The 20,597-nt window shown below is 51.1% G+C and carries 13 protein-coding genes and 2 pseudogenes; 12 read left to right on the top strand and 3 right to left on the bottom strand.

The annotated features are described in order from the left end of the window. Both uidA and FD09_RS04205 read right to left on the bottom strand, forming a co-directional pair. Positions 1-1,802: pseudogene (uidA, locus tag FD09_RS04210) on the bottom strand (beta-glucuronidase). A gap of 199 nt (positions 1,803-2,001) precedes the next feature. Then, a complete protein-coding gene (locus FD09_RS04205; RefSeq protein WP_057818658.1) occupies positions 2,002-2,997 on the bottom strand; it encodes a LacI family DNA-binding transcriptional regulator in 996 nt (331 codons plus the stop codon). A 342-nt stretch (positions 2,998-3,339) separates the two neighbouring features. Here FD09_RS04205 and FD09_RS04200 point away from each other — a divergent pair, with 342 nt between their 5' ends. From FD09_RS04200 to FD09_RS04150, 11 genes and pseudogenes are all read left to right on the top strand, one after another. Then, the gene (locus tag FD09_RS04200) at positions 3,340-4,311 is read left to right on the top strand and encodes a LacI family DNA-binding transcriptional regulator (RefSeq protein ID WP_057818657.1); all 972 of its coding nucleotides are present in this window, start codon (positions 3,340-3,342) and stop codon (positions 4,309-4,311) included. A 22-nt stretch (positions 4,312-4,333) separates the two neighbouring features. Then, positions 4,334-4,720 (top strand): hypothetical protein, encoded by a 387-nt coding sequence (locus tag FD09_RS04195; protein ID WP_057818656.1) that lies wholly within the window; start codon positions 4,334-4,336, stop codon positions 4,718-4,720. 18 nt (positions 4,721-4,738) lie between these two features. Then, a complete protein-coding gene (locus FD09_RS04190) occupies positions 4,739-6,415 on the top strand; it encodes a heparinase II/III domain-containing protein (protein WP_057818655.1) in 1,677 nt (558 codons plus the stop codon). A 295-nt stretch (positions 6,416-6,710) separates the two neighbouring features. Further along, positions 6,711-8,000 (top strand): annotated as a pseudogene (locus tag FD09_RS04185) (ABC transporter substrate-binding protein). A 173-nt stretch (positions 8,001-8,173) separates the two neighbouring features. Further along, on the top strand, positions 8,174-9,079 hold the full coding sequence (locus FD09_RS04180; RefSeq protein ID WP_057818654.1) for a carbohydrate ABC transporter permease: 906 nt from the start codon (positions 8,174-8,176) through the stop codon (positions 9,077-9,079). A 144-nt stretch (positions 9,080-9,223) separates the two neighbouring features. Beyond that, positions 9,224-9,985 carry a carbohydrate ABC transporter permease gene (locus FD09_RS04175; RefSeq protein ID WP_235812213.1) on the top strand — a complete coding sequence of 254 codons (762 nt, stop codon included), beginning with the start codon at positions 9,224-9,226 and terminating at the stop codon, positions 9,983-9,985. Between the two features lie 10 nt (positions 9,986-9,995). Further along, the gene (locus FD09_RS04170) at positions 9,996-10,667 is read left to right on the top strand and encodes a hypothetical protein (protein WP_057818652.1); all 672 of its coding nucleotides are present in this window, start codon (positions 9,996-9,998) and stop codon (positions 10,665-10,667) included. Continuing rightward, positions 10,667-12,763 (top strand): S41 family peptidase, encoded by a 2,097-nt coding sequence (locus FD09_RS04165; protein ID WP_057818651.1) that lies wholly within the window; start codon positions 10,667-10,669, stop codon positions 12,761-12,763. Before FD09_RS04170 ends, FD09_RS04165 begins: the two co-directional genes overlap by 1 nt. A gap of 341 nt (positions 12,764-13,104) precedes the next feature. Further along, a complete protein-coding gene (locus FD09_RS04160) occupies positions 13,105-14,124 on the top strand; it encodes a sugar kinase (protein WP_057818648.1) in 1,020 nt (339 codons plus the stop codon). Between the two features lie 56 nt (positions 14,125-14,180). Then, positions 14,181-15,167, top strand: coding sequence for a LacI family DNA-binding transcriptional regulator (locus tag FD09_RS04155; RefSeq protein WP_057818646.1), 987 nt, complete (start codon positions 14,181-14,183; stop codon positions 15,165-15,167). 147 nt (positions 15,168-15,314) lie between these two features. After that, positions 15,315-16,688 carry an NAD-dependent succinate-semialdehyde dehydrogenase gene (locus FD09_RS04150; RefSeq protein WP_057818644.1) on the top strand — a complete coding sequence of 458 codons (1,374 nt, stop codon included), beginning with the start codon at positions 15,315-15,317 and terminating at the stop codon, positions 16,686-16,688. 264 nt (positions 16,689-16,952) lie between these two features. Here the strand turns inward: FD09_RS04150 and FD09_RS04145 are convergent, their stop codons facing one another. Further along, a complete protein-coding gene (locus tag FD09_RS04145; RefSeq protein WP_162261472.1) occupies positions 16,953-17,849 on the bottom strand; it encodes a phosphate ABC transporter substrate-binding protein in 897 nt (298 codons plus the stop codon). Positions 17,850-18,260: 411 nt separating this feature from the next. Between FD09_RS04145 and FD09_RS04140 the strand changes: the two genes are divergently transcribed. Further along, positions 18,261-20,585, top strand: a complete 2,325-nt coding sequence (locus FD09_RS04140; protein ID WP_057819024.1) for an ABC transporter ATP-binding protein/permease — start codon at positions 18,261-18,263, stop codon at positions 20,583-20,585. The last annotated feature ends 12 nt before the right edge of the window (positions 20,586-20,597 follow it).

Here is a 20,597-nt window from a genome sequence, read left to right as displayed (position 1 = left end):
CTATTTGCCCTCCTGTGCGAGTTGGTGCCAACGATCATGGTAGTAAAAAGCAGCGGCCTTAGGTTGGCGCTCTCGGGTGAAGATGCCCTTCTTATTGCCGTCTACCCGCATGGTGCCTTCCACGGTTTGAAAATCAGCGAAATTCCAGACTTGCTCGCCGCAAATAAAATCATAGTCGTCAAACACCCGGCTAAACATCTGTAAAACTTCAATCTGATATTCTTCCGACCACATCACGCTGGGCAGTTTGTGCAGCCCGGCTTGGGTGTCGGCCCCAAATTCGGTAAAGATCACCGGTTTGTGATAGTCCGAAGCGGCCCATTTATCCATCTCAGCGCGCAGATTAGTCTCTCCGTCGCTGATCTGATAACCGGCGCAATGATACCACCCAGGATAACGGTTCAATAGATAAATATCTGGGAACGCCAATACTTTCGAGGTTTCAATCGTATCGTCTTCACTTAAAGTGAAAGTGCGCGGCCGCTGTTGAGGATCTAGCGCCGCAGTGTCCGCAAAGAGCTGACGGAAATAAGGCACCGCATTGTCATCCACCGTATCCGGCTCATTCAGCAAGCTCCAGGCAAAAACCGACGGGTGGTTCTTGTCCCGCTGAATCATATCGGTGATTTGGGCCAGATGGCGTGTATACAACTGTTTGATCCAGGGGCCTTTGAAAAAGGACTGGTTCAAACCGCCCAAGAACTCAGCGGCGGCCATCTTGAAGCCCACCGCAGGCACCTCATCAATCACTAAAAAGCCTTCTCGGTCAGCCATCCGATACACCTGTTCATCGTATGGATAGTGGGAAGTGCGGAAGGAATTGGCGCCGATCCATTTCATCAACGAAAAGTCTTTTTTCTCCACATTCAAATCGAACCCGCGTCCGGCAAACGGTGAATCTTCATGCCGGCCGAAACCGCGCAGGTAAACCGGTTGGCCGTTCACTAACACCCGGGCACCGTCGACAGCAATCGTGCGAATACCCAACGGAGCGCTATATTCGTCCACTAAATCCGCCCCGTCATGAATTTGCAGCGTCAAGGTGTACAGATAAGGGGCGCCCACATTCCATAAATGGGGATCAGTAACCGTTAACTCACCGTGGACGCCTTCACCGGTGGCCACAGTTTGACCTTGGGCATCTGCCAAAGTGACCGTCACGGGATGATCCCCATTGGTCGTCACGCGATAGTAAACCGTGGCGGCGGCGCCTGTGCGGGTAAACCGGGTGTCGTAATCAACGATCTGCTCTTGCGGCAGCGTCAGTAAGTGGACCGAGCGATTCAATCCGGAATAGTTGTAGAAGTCAAAGAACGGCCGCACCATTTTACGGCCATTCTTTAAAGTGATGGTGTCTCCCGCAGGTAAATCTTCCCGGGACAATTCATTGTTACCCTGGACCACGACGGTATTTTCCGCGCCGAAGTGCACCACGGCCGAGATGTCGACGACAAAGGTAAAAACCCACCCTCGTGGGTACCCACCTTGTGACCATTGACAAAAATCGCTGCCCGGTGCGTGACGGCGTCAAACCGCAACCCGACAAACCGCTCTTGAGCATCAGCCGACACAAAGAACTGGCGAGCATACCAAAAAACACCCGTGTATTCTCGGTCGGCTTTGTCTGTAAAGAAGTCGTTGAAACTGGCCGGAACCGGCAAATCAATGGTTGCTGGTAACCCATTAGCCCAGTTCTGGGCAATGCCGCTCCCTTCTGGATCAAACGAAAACTGCCACAAACCATCCAGTTTTTGGTCTGTCCGAGTGCGATTGATCGTGGGGTATAGCAAACTTTTTTCCATAAGATACGATCCTCCAAATCAGGGAATGATGCCTACGCCGGCCAAGTAACCAGCGAAGCGCTTACAGATTTTATCTTATCTTGTTTACTAAAATTGTCAATAGTCTCCGTGACTAAATGGGCAAAATAAATAGACATCCTTTATCGACAGCGTCTATAGTCGCTCATCAGATGTCTGAATTTATTTTACTAATGGATTTTTATTTGCTGCTTTTCCGCAAAATCAGCTTGGTGGCAAAGTTCAATTGCTGGGGCACCCGTTCCGGATCGGCAATCCGTTTGCGCAGCAGATGCAATGCACCACTCCCCATTAAGTCGGTGTAAGCATGGACCGTGGAGAGCTTCGGAGTCGTATAGCGGGCTACGGCCACATCATTGAAACTGATGAGGCTCACCCGGCCAGGGACCGCCAGATTGTGCTCTCGCAAGGCGCGAATCACGCCCACCGCCATGGCATCGTTCCCCACGATGAAGGCATGGGGCAATTCGTCGCCCAACTGTGCAATGGCTTGGTTCATCAGATCGTAGCCGGAAGTCGGGGTGAATTCTCCGACAAAAATCCGGGCGGGATCATAAACGCCGGCTTCTTGTCCGAATGTCTCAAAGGCCTTCAACCGGGTGTCCTTAATTAAATGACGACCAGCACTGGTGGCCTCCTGACCAATCAGTAGGCCAATATCGTTAATGCCCGCCTCCTGGAAGTGATCAATGATCCATTGGACCGGACTGACAAAGTCACTGGTGATACTGTCAAAGCCGTACACCAGCGAGTTTTGGCCAACAAATACAATGGGCAGCCCTTTATCGGCAATATTCAGAATTTCATCGTGATCATATTTTCCCAACGCGATAATGCCCGAGAAACTCTTATTCACGCCCTTCTCAAAATCGGTGATCGTCACGTAGTTGAGCGAATACCCCATCATCAGAGCGGAGCGCTCAATGGCATTTTGAATCTGCAGATAGTAGAGGTCGTTAAGTTCTTGGGCCGCACTGTGCCACTGGAGAACCGCAATTTTTTTGCTGGTCCTGCCTGCCTTTTTACGGCGGGGGGTGTAGTCGAGTTCTTCTGCGATGCGCAGCACCCGGGCACGGGTGGTGTCTGTCACAGACAAGGCCGCATCGAAATTCAAGATGCGCGATACCGTGGTAATCGATACCCCGGCCTTGTCAGCTATTTCCTTGATCGTCGCCATATTCCATTCTCCTTTTCATGCATACTTAGCAGTTTACCCAACCCGATTCTTTTTCGCAAAGCACGCAGTGGGCGAACACATGCTTATCATAACGCGTCGGCCATAAATGTGAAAATATTTCAATTCAACGACGCGTAGATAAATTTAGTAAAATCCACGATTATCAACATTCATAACGCCTGAAATTTTTGATAAAGTCTTGCAAACGCCTGTGCTTCAACGTTTCTAATCCAGAAAAACTTTTATTATAACACTAAAATTTCCTTGACGTTAAGCGCTTACAGCTGTACACTTGGGTTGCTTAAGTGCTTAAGTTTAGTAATAAACAATCGGAGGTGCCCCATGAGCCACAGTACAATTCAAGATATTGCCGACAAAGCGGGCGTCTCCATCGCCACTGTGTCGTATGCACTCAATGGTAATCGCGGTGTCGGTGAAGCCACGCGGCAGCGGATCAAAAAAATTGCCAAGGACATTAAGTACAAACCGCACATGGCGGCTAAAATTGTGGCCAGCCAATCCACCCCCATGGTTTGCGGTCTGGTGGACTCCTTCTCTGGCGTCTTCAACAACGAACTGCTGGACGCCGTGCAGGACCAGTTTCAAGCCAAAGGATACTCCCTGTTGGCGACGAATCGAATACTGCCTGACATTCTGGGTTCCGATTTGTTTCAAGGGGTGATCGTGTTTGACTTCAATATCAGTCCCGAAGCCCAGCATACGGTAGAAGCACTTAACACCCCGGCCGTTTTCCTCACCAATGTCCGCACCGACCGCTCTCCCTGCGTCGGCATGGACAATCAACAAGCCATTGAGCTGCTGTACCAAGAGATCAGCCAAAGTAAACATCGGCGGCTGTGCATTCTTTCAGGCCACCGTGGTTCGATCAACAACCAAGAACGACTGGCCACCATCAAGCGGCTTTATGGTCTGAATCACCCCGGCGCCGATGTGTCCAAGCACATCTACAACGGCCACTTTGAATTCAAAGCAACCTTACAGATGGGGGCCGATTTGTTGAAACGCTATGATGCGTTCCTCTGTTTCAACGATGACATGGCCATGGCCATCTATCAGTGCGCGGCCAACGAAGGTTTGGTGGTGGGCCGGGATATCTCCGTGACAGGTTTTGACAACAGTCCCATCAGTCATGGGGCCATCCCTGGATTGACTACGGTGGAATTCGATGTCCATCAATGGGCCAAACTCATTGTGGATCGCTTCGCCAAGTTGGTCGATATGCCCCAGCCCTCATCCACTTTAACCCTGGTGCCGCCCCACTTAATCCGGCGCGAATCCATTGCGTACGCCTAATGGTTAAGGAGGCTGGATCACGGTGAAACAAATGAAACGAATGATCGTCGTCTTGCTGATCCTCCTGGCCGCCTGGGCCGGTGTGCACTGGCTGCAGCCCAAGATTTCAGCCCAGCAGGAAGCCCGGACAGAGGAACGGGCAGCCAAAAAAGGGGCCAAGACTTACACCAATACCCAGTTCAAACAAGGTCGCATTCCTTACCGCAGCGGGATTAAGCTCCACGGTCAAATTATCCAAACCGATGCCAAAAATAAACAACAGATTGGTAAAAATGACCGCATCGTTCTGCGGCAAAACGGCACTAAATATCAAGTGTTGGTGGCGTGTCAAAAATCCTTGAAGATGAATCAAACCGTGACCGTCTACGGTACCTTCATGGGATTGATCCGTGCCGACTGGATTGAATAGAAAGGAATAACCGCCGCAATGGATACTTATCAGGTGCTCAGCGGAATGCGCAATCCGCTGGCTGATCACATTCGGCAAGAAGCTGCCCGCTTACCCGACCAGTTACCCCCTCTGACTTGGTCGGATTTTGCCCGCTTCATGGCCACTGGTGATCGCCAGCATTACGAGGATGTTTACTTCTCCCGTCGCCAAACCCTGGCACTGCAGGGTGCCGCATGGTACTTGGCCCCCACGGCCGAGAATGCCGCTGCGCTGGCCGAGACCCTCTGGCAAATCGGTGGCGAACCGACCTGGGCCTTACCCGCCCACATCTTCAAACCTGGTGAACAGATCCGCCAGAATGGCGATATCGCCGAATTTCTCGACTTGTTTGCCTGTGAGACGGCGCAAGCTGTGGCTCAACTGCTGCACGATGCTGGCGCCCATCTGCCAGCTATACTGGTGGCTTTCCTTCAACATGAATTGGACCGGCGGATTTTCACCCCCTTCCTGGATCATGACTGGCAATGGTTGTACCTGCACAACAACTGGGCCGCCGTTTGCGGCGGTTCAGTGGGAATGGCGGCACTGGCCACCCTCCCCGCCACGGCACCACGCCGGCAGGCAATCTTGGCCAAGGTCGACATCGCCCTGCAGAATTTCTTACAAGGCTTTGGGAACGACGGCGCCACGGAAGAAGGCGTGAGCTACTGGGCGTATGGGTTTGGCTATTATGTTTACTTTGCCACGGCTTACCAAGCCGCCACTGGTGATGCCCGCTATTTACAAGGCGCTAAGATTGCGGCTATTGCGCAGTTTCCTTTCGCCGCATCCGTCTATCCCGATCAATACGTCATGTTTGGCGATGTCCCAGATCGTCAAACCGATATCCCCAGCGGCTTGCTCAGTTTCTGTCACCAACAATGGCAAGCACCATTAGCCGCTCCGGTGACTTTTACCGGGGTGGATGAAAACGGCCGCTTTGCACCTCTCCTGCATAACTTGCTGTGGACCGATCCGGCCTTCCAACCAACTCCTCTCCCCCCTGTGACTCACCTGCCATCTGTCGCCTGGACCATCCGCCGCCAAAACGGTTGGTGCCTGACCTGCAAAGGCGGCAGCAACAATGTCTCCCATAACCATAATGATGTGGGCACCTTCGAAATCATCGAACCGGACCAGACCATCATCACGGAACTGGGCTCCGGCCTCTACACCAAACAATATTTCGACGATACCACTCGTTATCATATCCTGGAGACCCGCTCCCTGGGTCATTCCGTTCCCTTCATCAACGGCTGCGAACAATATTATGGCGACGAAAGCATGGGTCGTCTAACCCATACAACCGATTTTGATCGGATCGAAATGACAGCGGTTTATTCCGCTAAATCCCACTTAACCAAACTCACCCGCACCTTCCAAGTATCCCCCGCCGGTGTCACCATCACCGACGACGCGGCCTTCAATCAACCCGCCAACTCATTCGAAGAAATATTGATACTCCCCCACGAACCCATTATCCACGGTCACACCATCCAACTGGGTGACTGGCAGCTTACAACCACTTTAGGAGGTGATTTTTCAGTCGACACGCTCGAATCATTCCACCATACCGGTGATCGGTATCATGTGTATCGTTTACGCATTCATTATCAATTGGGAAGTGACGGTGTCATCGTCTTGCACCTAGACCGACAGACAGACATCGAATAATTGAGAAAGTGAAAGGTTTTAGGTACTCCGACGAGTTAGTGCCAATGCGGAGCAAGCGTAGGCGGCCTGGGGCTCAGCTGTGGAAACCACACAGGGCGCTCTTTGCCCTGATGTGGTTAGGCGTCTTGAAGACCACGCACTTTGCGGGCTTCAAGCGCCGTCACAGCTTGCTACGCCTGCGGCTACGCACTTGCTGCGCTTCGCAGCCCCAGGCCGCCGAAGCTTGCGCAGCTTTGGCACGGCCGCCACCGCCGATTCATTTCACTGACTCATATGATAATTGGAGGACATAACAATGAAAAAATGGTCAAGCAAACTTGTCATTGGCGTTTCACTCATGGCAGCTGCCATGTTGGCACTCACAGGGTGCGGCAGCGGATCTTCTTCTAATGGCACCAAGAGCAGCGGTAAAAATGACAAAGTGACCCTTACCGTCAGCACCTGGAACTACGACACGACACCTGAATTCAAGGCATTATTCGAAGCATACGAGAAAGAAAATCCGAATATCACCATCAAGAATGTGGACATCGCCGCTGACCAATACGATAACAAGTTAACCACCATGTTATCTTCTGGCGACACCACGGACGTCTTAACCATGAAGAACCTGCAAAACTAAGGTGGTTATGCCAACCGGGGCCAATTGTTAGATATTACCGCCGATGCCAAGAAGCTGATCTCCGGCCAATATGGGGACGTGATTAAGACTTACAAGGCTGATGGCGACAAATACTTTGCCCTACCTTATCGGAATGACTTCTGGGTAACTTATTACAACAAAGACCTGTTCAAGAAAGCCGGCGTGACGATGCCGGAAACCATGACTTGGGACCAATATGAAGAAATGGCCAAGAAATTGACCAGCGGTTCCGGTTCCAGCAAAGTCTATGGCACATATCAACATATCTGGCGCTCCACGATCCAAGCCATTGCGGGTGCCCAGACTGGTCACAACCTGCTGAAACCCAGCTATTCATTCATGGCCCCTTACTACAACCGTGCATTGGCCATGCAAAAAGCCGGCGACCAAATGAACTATGGTACCGCGAAATCCACCCAAACGACGTATACGGCTCAATTCCAGACTGGCAAAGCCGCCATGATGGTCATGGGCACTTGGGCCATGGCTGCCAACATTCAGGCCAAGGAAAAAGGCGAAACCAAGGTTGACTGGGCGATCGCTCCCGTCCCCCAGAACAAGAGCGATGAAAGCATCACCTTTGGTTCGCCGACCGGTTTTGCCATCAACAAGAATTCCAAGCACGCTGATGCCGCAAAGAAATTCATTAAATGGGCCAGCGGTAAGAAGGGTGCCGCCATTGTCGCTAAAGTGGGGGTCGTACCGGCTTACCGGGATGACGCCATCAACAAGATCTACTTTGCCGACAAAGGGATGCCTTCCGACAGTATTTCTAAGACCGCCTTTGAACCCAAGAAGGTCGGTATCGAAATGCCGCAATCTAAGAGTTCTGCGCAAATCGACAAGATTTTACAAGAAGAACATGACTTGATCATGATTGGCGACAAGAGCGTCAACCAAGGCATCAAGGAAATGGAATCACGGGTTAAAGAACTGCAGTAATTTACACGAACACAGCTAAGGGTCAAGGCCATCGTTTCTTTGACCTTTGCCCTTAGTTGCTGTTAATCCTTCATTTGTATCACTTGACGAGCCTTGCTCAGTAGAAAAAGCCGTTTGATCGCTGGGCACCGTTCTCTACTTGAAAGGAGGAGCTGGGTTCACCAGCGCCAGCCATGGAATATACAAAAACCCCAAAAAGTGTCTCCCCCCGCCAGCGGAAACGGAAAAATCTGCTGACCGCGTGGTCGTTCATCGCGCCTAACTTCATTGGTTTCTTCATCTTCACCATGATTCCCGTCGTGTTCTCCTTCGTTTTGGCCTTCATGAATTGGGATTCATTCAACCCGCCGACATGGGCTGGGTTCAATAACTTCATCCGGATGTTCCAAGATGAAACCTTCAAGATTTCCTTCTGGAACACGATCTGGTACACCATCGGGACAGTCCCGATCACGATGATCCTCTCGTTGTTCTTCGCCATTTTACTGAACCAAAAGATTCGCGGAATGGCCTTCTTCAGAACAACGATCTTCTTCCCCTACATCACTTCCCTGGTAGCCGTCGCTGTGGTGTGGAACATGCTGTTTCACCCCACATTGGGGCCCATTAATCAGTTCCTGAACTTCATCGGTATCAGCAATCCCCCAGGTTGGACTTCTTCCTCCCAATGGGCCCTACCGGCCATCGTCATTGTCAGTATCTGGCGCAATGTGGGGTACTACATGATCCTTTACTTGGCCGGCCTGCAGTCGATTCCGCCTGAATTGTATGAAGCTGCAGAAATTGACGGTGCCAATAAGTGGCTGCAGTTCACTAACATCACTTTGCCGGGACTCAAACCGACGACTTTCTTCATTTCCATCATGGCTACCATCAACAGCTTCAAGGTATTCGACTTGATCCAAGTGATGACCAACGGCGGTCCTGGCCGGGCCACCAACGTGTTGGTGTTCGATATTTATAACGAAGCGTTTGTGAACTTCAAATTTGGTTACGCTTCCGCCATTGCGCTGGTGTTGTTCGCCATCGTCTTAGGCGTGACGATCGTCCAGTTTCGCTTCCAGACCAAGAATAAATGAAAGGAGTGATCATCAATGGCTGCAGAACCTGTTAAATTGGACGGCAATAGTGATGGCATCGTGGAAACGAAGGGTTATAAGCAACATGCTGATTTGATCAAAAAGATCGTCGTGTACACCTTGCTGATCATCATTTCCATCCTGATGATGATTCCCTTCTTCTGGATGATCTCATCATCGCTTAAATTCGATAACCAAGTCTTTGAAGTACCGATTCGCTGGATTCCCACCAATCCGCAATGGGCCAACTACAAGACCATTTGGACCCAGATCCCGCTGGCGAAGTTCTTCGAGAACACCTTGATCCTGTCCGTGGTGATTACCTTTATCCAACTGGTCACCAGTAGTTTCGCTGCCTATGGTTTCTCCCGGATGCGGTTTAAGGGGCGGGATGCACTGTTCCTGTTCTATATCGGCACCATCGCCGTCCCTTGGCAGGCGTACATGATTCCCCAGTTCATCATGATGCGGCAACTGGGCTTAACGGATAAATTGCTGTCCTTGATTCTCCTGCAATCCTTCAGCGCCTTCGGGGTCTTCTTGATGCGGCAATATTATGAAGGCATTCCGGAAGAGTTAAGTGAATCGGCTCGGATCGACGGGTTGAACGAATACGGCATCTATGCCCGGATCATTTTGCCCCTCACGCGTCCGGCCATTGCCAGTTTGACGATCCTCACTTTCGTCAACACCTGGAACGACTACATGGGACCGTTTATCTACCTCAGTTCCACCGAGAATAAGACGATCCAATTAGGGTTGAAGATGTTCGTTTCTCTCTACGATGCCCAGTATGCCTTGATCATGGCAGCTTCCGTGTTATCGGTACTCCCTGTGGCCCTGGTCTTCTTGACCCAACAGAAGTACTTCGTGGAAGGCATTGCCACCTCTGGTTTGAAAGGATAGGTGAACTCCCATGCATGTACGCACCCAATTTGCTGGAAATGCGTTTACCCGCGTATTCAACACGGCTTACGCGTTCTTCATCCCCAACCTGTTCTTCCTGGTGACGAACGTCTGGCTGATCATCACGCTGCTCACGGTGCCCTTGACCCTGCGCAATACACTGCCTTATTTACTGGCATGTGTGCCCATGGGTCCGGCCTTCATCGTGTTGTTTCAATGTGCCGATGACTTCCTGACGCACCATGAACTGCCCAGGTGGTGGCGGTTGTTCCGGCAATACGGGCAGGCCGCGAAGAAAACAATTGGGGTGTGGACCGCTGCATTGGCGATTCTCTACATTGCCATCGTGGACAGTTTTGTCTTCGTGCAATCTCCGCTGGGCAAATGGCTGCTGCCGCTGATGATCATTGTCAGCCTGGTGGCACTAATGACTGGCTTGAATTTCCTCACCTTTGCCTATCGCAACCCCGACGGACGCTTTAAGCCGCTGCTCCAAGCCGCCCTCATGCTGACTGGCCGCCGTTGGTACATCGGCCTTGTCAACCTCGTGTTGTTCACCTTGTTCCTACTGACCCTGGCCGCCAAGCCGGCATTGGGCTTCATGATTGCCCCGATCATTTTTACGACCCTGCTGTCTTTGAATAATCACCAAGCATTCCGAACCATTCAGAAAGGACGTTGATGCTGTTCATGCTTGCCCAAACTGACGCACCAAAATATGTTTCTGCCACTCCGGATTGGGCCGCTGCCGCCTGGGCAAAAGTCCAAGCAAAATACGCGGTCACTGTGCCCCGGGTGGGCGAAAAAATCCCCTATGTTCCCACTGACGAGGTGTATACCGATGTCGGTGCGGATGATATCTATTGGTGGACCAACGGCTTCTATGCTGGCCTGCTTTGGGAATTATACAGTCACACCGGCGACGACCAATACGCTGCTGCGGCCCACCAGCAGGCGGATCGCTTGGATAAAGCGCTCCATGGCTTTGTCGGGCTGCACCATGACGTCGGCTTCATGTGGCTGCACGCGGGAGTTGCCGATTACCGGCTCACGGGCAGTGACGAAGGTAAACGGCGCGGCCTGATTGCAGCCAATGTCCTGGCTGGCCGCTACAATCCGGTCGGTCGTTATCTGGTCTCCTGGAACGAGGATCGGCCGGGCTATGTCATCATCGACAGTATGATGAACATCAACATTCTGTACTGGGCCAGCCAAGTGACTGGTGATCCCCGCTTTACGGAAATGGCCAAAGCCCATGCGGACACAGTCCTGGCTCACCATATTCGGCCGGACGGATCGGTGTACCACATCGTGAACTTCGACCCGAATACTGGCGAATTGGTCGGCTATCCTCAAGGTCAGGGTTATGCCCCTGAGTCTTCCTGGACCCGAGGCCAAGCCTGGGCGATCTACGGGTTTGCCTTGAGTTATCGGCATACCGGTGATGCGCGTTATCTGGATGCGGCCAAGCGGGTGGCCAATTATTTCCTCGCCAATGCGGCATTGGACGACAACGAAATTCCAATTGATTTCCGATCTCCTCGGGAACCGGTATATAGCGATACCAGTGCGGCGGCGATTGCGGCCAATGGGTTGCTGCTGTTGGGCACCCAGGTGGACGCGCTGGAACGGCCGTTGTACGAAGACGGTGCCCTGGCGCTGTTGAAGCATCTCACTGAGGCCCATACGGATTTTGATCCGGCACATGATGGCATCGTGCAGGGAGCGACGGCGGAGTATCATTCGGCGGAGAACCGGGAAGCTGCATTCAGAATAGCTAAGATAGTCGTTACTATTTCACTTTCAGTCATTATTGCGGATACGGTACCGATTCAAAATGCCAATATTATTACTATTCCAGACGCGGCTTACCAAACAGTCGCCTACATGGCTAAGAAGGGGATCATTGAAGATTCCTCAGCATGGCATGCAGCCATGGCAAAAACAAATGGTGGCCGCAATCTCCACACGGTTAGGGACCTAGCGATGCTTTTGAATACTGCCAATAAACACTCAAGTGCGGTCTCTTCTGCAAATACTTTAAAAAAAGAACAAATGCCCCATCAATACACCGCTAACGGACTGACGATCATTAACGTTCCCAGCTTCCACACGACGGAGAAATCAGTCTATTTGACTTATATACGCAAATTAAATGCGCTTGTCGCTGACATCCGCGGACCGTTTGTGCTTAACTTCTCTGGAAATGTTGGCGGTTCGCCATCCGCCATGATTCTTGGTCTATATTCGTTAATCCCCAATGGCCAGCTATGGACAAGTGTTGCCAGAAATGGAAAGGGGCAGCAGGTCCACTTAAGTAAAAATGGGTTGCGTGGCAGTGCCGCAGAATACCTGGGAACTGATGTCAAAACAATTATTGGTAAGAAAAATCTGCATACCAAAGTGGCCGTCGTGATGGATAATCACTCTGCCAGTGCCGCAGAATTTACGATAATGAGTTTAAAGCATAATCCAAACGTGAAAATATTTGGTTTGCCATCAGCTGGCTTCACTTCAGAAAACAGTGGACAAACTTTCCATTCTCCCCTCTCCGATAATAGCTGGAAGATCATTACATGGACTACAATCCGAACGGATCATTGGGTCCGCTGCAGTAGCGTTTTGAACGCCCAAGGGACGCATCAATTTAATAACGCACCAATTATGCCGGACGTGCTGGTGGCTGAGCCGAATACCTCTGATTCGTCAAATACAAAACAACCACCCGTCAATCCAACCGTATTAACTGAGATCAAAAAGTGGTTTGCGTTGACTTAACAATAAATGTGGAGAGACAACTTGGAGTGTTGATGGATATAGTGCCAATGCGGAGCAATCGAAGGCTGAAATGGGCTCAGCTGTGGAAACATCAACAATCTTGGCCTGGTCTTGGCCAAGATTGTATGATGTTAGGCGACTTTGAGACCGCGCACTTTGCGGGCTCAAAGCGCCGTCACAGCGTTCCAGCCCATTTCAGCCGAAGATTGCGCAGCTTTGGCACGGCACATCAGGAGAATACTGTATTCTATGTATTCTTCCCTAGGAAACCGGTTAACCTGGTGCTATACTAAGTATGCATTCGGTTCCACACGACACACTTGAAGGAGCGCACGATCAGAATGGATAAAGTACTGACAATGGGTGAAATGATGCTGCGGTTGAAGCCGCCGGAATATGAACGGATTTTACAAGCGGAGCGCTTTGCCGCTAATTATGGCGGTTCGGAGGCGAACGTGGCGGTCTCCCTGGCGCTGTTAGGTGATCAAGCGGATTACTTAACGAAGCTGCCAGATAATCCGTTAGGCGACATGGCCTTGGCCACGGTACGCAAATTCGGCGTGGACACCTCTAAGATCTTGCGCGGCGGTCCGCGATTGGGAATTTACTTCTTTGAAAAAGGGACCAGCGTCCGCTCGACGAATGTGGTTTACGACCGGGCGGGCAGTTCTTTTGCCCTGGCTCAAGCTGAGGAGTTTGATTGGCCTACCCTCTTAACTGGCGTCACCTATTTTTATTTCTCTGGCATTACAGTGGCTTTATCGGCGGAAATGCAAAAAGCATTGCTAGCCGCCTGTGAGTACTGCAACGCCCACAATATTACGGTGGTGTGCGACATGAACTATCGGGGTAAGATGTGGTCACCCGCAGAGGCCCAGGCGGCGATGGCAAAGTTGATGCCGTTCATCAACATTTGTATCGCTAACGACGAAGATTTCGAAGGTGCCCTGGGGATTAAAGCTTTTGATGGGGATATGAGCCGCGGAATTGAGCAGAAAGACAGCTTCATTGCGGCCATGCACACTGTCCAAGAACGCTATCCCAATTGTCATACCGTGGCCAGTGTCGTGCGGGACATGCCCACGGCAGACGACAATACCTGTACCGCTCTGCTGGTTCAGGGCGACCAGGTGTATCAGGGACGTACTTATCACGTGCACGTCATGGAAGGGGTGGCCAGCGGTGATGCCTTCGGTGCTGCTTTGATCCATGGCTTCATCAACCATTTCGAGCCGCAGCAAATGATCGACTATGCCAGCACCGCCAGTGTCTTGAAACTGACGATCCACGGCGACATGAATATCATTACGGACACCGATATCCAAAAGGCCTTGGCCAGCAGCAGCAACGTCAGTCGTTAAGTCTCACAGATTCCAGTATAATAGGGAGTGATATTTCAACATAAGGGGTGGAACGCGTGCATCGCTATACGATCAAGGACGTGGCCAAGGCGGCTGGCGTCTCTAAAACAACGGTATCCCGTTATTTAAATAAGCAGTTCGACCGCATGTCCGAGGAAACCAAGGAGCGGATCGAAGACATCATTCAGGACCTGGATTATGTCCCCAACCGCTACGCCAGTTCACTCACGACGAAGCGTTCGGGCCAAATTGGCGTGGTCGTCGGCGACATTTACAATATGTATTCCACTGCGTTGCTCAAAGGTATTGGCCAAGTCACGCACAAGGCCGGCAGTCAAATTTTGATTGCTAACGGCGCCGGTGATTTGGCTCAGGAAAAACAGGTCCTGCTCAACATGCTCAGTCAAGGGGTCGACGGTATTGTCCTGCAACCCGCCACCGGCGACGCCGATCATTACGCGTTCTTAAAGCAAAGCAATATCCCCGTCGTGCTGGTGGACCGGATCACCCAGCCGCTGCTCTTCCCCTGTATTACTTCCAATGACATTTCATCCGCGGAAAAAATGGCACAGATCATGTTGGACCGCAACTATGAGAATATCTTAGTGGTCGTCAACCCCATTGATCGGGCGAGTGTCCGTTACGAACGGTACCGCGGCGTGGCCCAGGTCGCCCGAGCGGCTGGGAAACCGATTAGTCTGCTAGAAGTGGAAAACGATGTGGTGGATGGCATTGGCCAGTGGCTGACCACTACCAAGGCCCACCATCCGGCAATCTTTGCCGCTAATGGTCGGCTATTACTGGAATCTTTACGCTGGTTGCAAAAGAACCAGATCAGTGTGCCCGACGAGGTCGGCCTGTGCGGATACGATGATTGGGACTGGACTGATCTCGCAAATCCGCCGTTAACCGTCATCAATCAGCATCCCGAAAAAATTGGTGAGGCTGTCGCCGAAAAGCTCATGCAAAAGATTTCTGGGGTCCCAGTGAGCATCTCGCGCACCCAGTTGCCAGCCGACATCATCATTCGCAGCTCTTTATAATCCTTGGTCTAGCCCATTTCAATCATGCGATGGGCTATTTTTTTACGATTTTTTAACCGCCAACGTATTGTGCAATCAGTACTGAAGGACTACCATTGGTCTTGGTTAATTGGATACTACCAAATAAAAAATTGGGAGGTCTCTTTTATGGCTTATCAAACAATTTATCCAGATACGAATGAAACGCTAAAAACTTACGAGAATGCCACAGCAGATGACTTGAACCGGGCCTTAACGACTGGTCACGCTCTTTACCAACAATGGCGCAATGAAGCACCGGCAACACGCAAGCCCATTTTACATAAGGTAGCTGAGCTGTTACGGCTGCACAAACACCACTATGCCAGTGTGATGACCCATGATATGGGCAAATTGATTGGCGAAGCGGAGGGCGAAGTTGACCTATGTGCCGATATCGCCGATTACTACGCCGATCATGGTGAAGACTTCATGGCCCCGCGCCCCTTGGTCAGCAAACAGGGCAAGGCGTATTATATCCGTCAAGCCACCGGTATCGTTATGGCTGTAGAACCTTGGAATTTTCCTTTTTACCAGGTGATGCGGGTATTCGCCCCGAACTTCATGGTGGGCAACCCGATGATTCTCAAGCATGCATCTATCTGCCCTGGTTCGGCAGTTGCTTTCCAGGAACTGGTCAACGAAGCTGGGGCACCTGCAGGCGCCTTCACCAACCTCTTCTTATCCTATGATTTAGTTAGTCAGGCCATTGCTGATCCTCGGGTGGCTGGGGTAGCTGTGACCGGTTCTGAACGGGGTGGTGCTTCCGTCGCCGCTGAAGCCGGGAAGAATCTGAAGAAGTCTTCCATGGAATTGGGCGGTACCGATGTATTTATCGCCCTAGAAGATGCCGACTGGGATCGGGTGTACAAGATCGCCCCGCAGGCTCGGCTGTATAATGCTGGTCAGGTTTGCACATCGTCTAAACGCTTCATTGTTCCTGCTGACCATTACGACGATTTCTTGGCGCACCTGAAGGCTGCCTTTGCGCAATACAAGCCTGGTGACCCAATGGATCCCAAGACCACATTGGCACCCATTTCTTCAGCCAAGGCTAAGCAAAAAATTCAAAGTCAAATCGATGAAGCTGTGGCTCATGGTGCCAAGGTTTACTACGGCAATGAACCAGTCGATTTGCCTGGGCAATTCATCCAACCCACGATCTTGACGAATATCACTAAGGATAATCCGGCGTATGGTCAAGAAATCTTTGGGCCTGTAGCGGCGGTTTACAAAGTCGTCAGTGAAGAAGAAGCTATTGCATTGGCGAATGATTCTCGTTACGGCTTGGGCAGCGTCGTCTTTTCCAAAGACCCCGCGCATGCGGATGCGGTCGCACAGCAGATTGAAGCTGGGATGACCTTTATCAACAGCAGCTTTATCACTGTGCCGGAATTGCCGTTTGGCGGCGTGAAGAATTCTGGTTACGGCCGGGAACTCAGTGAGCTGGGCTTCACGACATTTACGAATGAGCATTTGGTGATTAACGCGACTGAACATTAGCTTAGTAAGAACGACAAAGCAGGTACCTCGTTGATGAGATACCTGCTTTTTTGTTGAAAGTTATTTTGCTGTTTGTACGCCGTGCCAAGTGCTGCGCAAGCTGCGGCGGCGGGCTGCGACGCGCAGCTAGTGCGTAGCCGCAGGCGTAGCAAGTGGTGACGGCGCTTTGAGCCCACTGAGCCCCCTGCCGCCTTCGCTTGCTCCGCATTGGCACTATATCCAGGGCACAGTTTTGTCTCGCATTTTCATACTAAAGGTACTACTTTAAGGTTGAACATCCTCGATTTGCCCTTCTGCTGTTCGTTCGACTTTCATGTCTGCGATGGGGATGTACCCTAGTTCGGATACGAGTTTGCGTTGGACTTTGGCTGATTGTAAATATTGAATGAATTGAACCTCCGCCACGGTTGGCTTGCCTTTGACATAAAGGTGCTCATACTCCCATAACGGCCAAGTGCCGGTGACGATATTCTTCTTACTGGGAGTGATGTTGTCGATATGCACTGGTTGAACATCATCATTCACGTAAGATAATGCCAAGTAGGAAATTGATCCAGGTGTCGTCGCGACCATTGACCGGACTTTCTCAGAGGATTCCTGTTCTAGGCCGGTCTTGGGTTCGCCGCCATTTAGAACCAATCGATCAAAAGACGTGCGGGTTCCTGAACCTTGGGCGCGATTGATAATCGTGATCGGCATATCCGGTCCGCCTAGTTTTTGCCAATTGGTGATTTGCCCGGCAAAAATCTGTCGCAACTGCACAGTGCCAATGTTTTTAATACCTAAACGGGGATTGACGATGGGTACGATGCCGACGACGGCAATCTTATGATCCACCAAATTGTCGGGCACCACCCCATTTTTTTCTTCCGCAAAGATGTCACTCATTCCCATGCTGACGTGACCATCCGCGACCTTGGTCAGACCTGCAGCCGAACCGCCGCCCTGGACGGTAATGATGGCGTGGGGATGATCCGCGTGGTAGACCTTCGCTGCTTCTTGCACCAACGGACCCATCGCCGTGGACCCGGCCAAGGTCAACCGCTGCGGGGTGTTACTATTCTTCTGGCCGCCTTGAACCACGGCAATACCACCAATCAAAACACCAATGACCAACAATACAGCAGCACTCCATATCATCAAACGGCGCTGTTTCGTCATGATCGAAACCTCCTCTATCTCCATATCTTAGTTTACTGAGAGAACGTAAAGATCAGCGCTGTGTTTATGTCAATAAATTGTAACGATGACAAGTCCAGACTTCCGACTGATGGACAGTCCGGCAAAAGTGGCTTAATGTACCTATATCACGCAAAACGAATTTTGACGTCTGGGGTCGGACTAATTTTCTGATTTTTGACGAATATAGTGCCAATGCGGAGCAATCGGAGGTGGGATGGGCTCAGCTGTGGAAACGTCACAGTGGCCCGGTTTTGGCCACTGATGACGTTAGGCGTGTTTGAGACCGCGCACTTTGCGGGCTCAAACCGCCGTCACAGCGTTCCAGCCCATCCCACCGGAGATTGCGCAGCATTGGCACGGCCGCATCCACCCCATAAAAAGGAGCTACATATGTTAGAACTCAAGCACATCAAAAAATACTACCAGGTTGGCGACACGACCACCAAAGCGTTGGACGATGTTTCTGTGTCGTTCCGCCAACAAGAGTTCGTGGCCATTCTCGGCCCTTCCGGTTCTGGGAAAACCACCCTGCTCAACATGATTGGCGGTTTGGACCGCTATGATTCTGGGGATTTAATTATTGAGGGTAAATCGACCAAGACCTTTAAAGACGCTGATTGGGATGCCTATCGGAATAATTCCATCGGCTTCATTTTCCAAAGCTACAACCTGATCGGCCATTTGAGCATCATGGATAACGTCGAAATGGGGATGACCCTCTCTGGCGTTTCTCGGGCGGAGAAGGAAAAGCGCGCTGTGGACGCATTAACCCGAGTGGGCCTGGCAGAGCATATGCACAAGCGGCCCAACCAGCTGTCTGGTGGGCAAATGCAGCGAGTCGCCATTGCCCGAGCGATTGCCAACGATCCGGAGATTTTGCTAGCCGATGAACCCACCGGTGCCTTGGACTCCGAGACCAGCGAAGAAATTATGCAGCTGATCAAGGACTTGTCCAAAGAACGTCTGGTTATCATGGTCACCCACAACCCGCAACTGGCTAAACAGTATGCGGACCGGATCATCAACTTTGCGGATGGGAAGATTCAAGACGACTCGGCCCCCTATAGCGAACACGAAGCCGATGATCATTTTACATTGAAACGGACTAAGATGAGCTTCTGGACCGCTCTGAAGTTGTCTTTCACCAATATCAAGACGAAAAAAGGGCGGACATTTTTGACCATGTTTGCCTCCAGTATCGGGATCATCAGCGTCGCCATTGTGTTGGCGCTGTCCACGGGGTTCCAAACCCAAATCGATAAGACGGAGGCAGAAACGCTTGCCCAATATCCGATTACGATTGCCCAGCAAGGACAAGATACATCCCAACGGCCCGATAGTCAGGATAAGGGTTTTTCCAAGAGCAACCAAGTGAAGGCCCAGACCAGTGCCGCTGATAAGGCCCAACATATTAACAAATTGGATCAAAATTATCTGGATTATATCAATGGTCTGGACAAGAAACTGGCGAAGAACATCAGTTATACCTATGCCACAGGCTTTAATCTGTTACGAGACGAAAATGGGCAATATAAACCTGTGAAGTTCTCCAATAGCAATCCGGACCGCAGCGGTGTCGATGCCAGTGCGATGATGACCACTTTGGGTGTCGGCGGATCAGTGTACCCGGTGGATCGCTACGGTAAACAATCCTATCTGGAATCCAACTATAAGGTATTGTCTGGTAGTTATCCTAAGTCTGCAACTGACATCGTGTTAATCGTGAATCGGGATAATACGATCAATATTAACAGCCTGAAGAACCTGGGCTTCACGGTGAAAGAAAACCAGAAGTACAACTACAATGATCTGGTCGGCCAAACCGTGAAGGTGGTCGCCAACGATGACTACTATCAAAAACTGCCCACCGGCAACTTCTTGCCGAAGAAGGACTACAACGATATGGCTACCGCCAAGAACACCAAGACGTTAAAGATCACCGGTGTTTTACGGGTGCGGTCCAAGAAGTCGGACGGGATGCTGGCCAGCGGCGTGGCATACTCTGATCGATTGAGTAGTGCGATTATTGATCAAAACAAGGATTCAGCCATTGTCGCTGCCCAAAAGAACAGCGATACGAATGTCATGACCGGTGAAACCCTCACCAGCAGTGCCAAGAAGACACTGATGGCTTATCTTGGCGGCGACAAGATTCCCATGGCAATTCAAATCTACCCAAACAACTTCGATGACAAGGATAAGATCTTGAAGTATTTGGATAAGTACAACAAGGGCAAGAGCAAGGCCGACAAGATCATTTACACCGATTTGGCCGGCACTGTTTCTGCTTTGACTGGCGGATTGATGTCCGCAATTACGTATGTTCTGGTGGCCTTCGCCGGTATTTCACTGGTGACCAGCATGATCATGATTGCGATCATCACCTACACTTCGGTACTGGAACGGACCAAGGAAATCGGGGTACTCAAAGCGTTGGGAGCCCGGAAGAAAGATATTACCCGGGTGTTCGATGCTGAAACAGTGATCCTCGGGGTCGGTGCCGGGGTACTGGGCGTCTTAATTGCCTGGTTGGCGACCTTCCCAATCAACGTGATTCTGTATAACATCACGAATCTGTCTAACGTCTCCCATCTCAATCCGATGCATGGGGTGATCCTGATTATTGTCTCCACGATACTCACCGTGCTGGGCGGACATATTCCGGCCCGGATGGCGGCGAAGAAGGACGCAGCCATTGCATTGAGAACAGAATAATTCATTGACCCG

This window comes from Schleiferilactobacillus perolens DSM 12744 (assembly GCF_001435585.1).
Taxonomy (GTDB): Bacteria; Bacillota; Bacilli; order Lactobacillales; family Lactobacillaceae; genus Schleiferilactobacillus; species Schleiferilactobacillus perolens.
The sequence above is the reverse complement of the archived record's forward strand: the minus strand, read 5'-3'. Positions and strand labels throughout refer to the sequence as shown.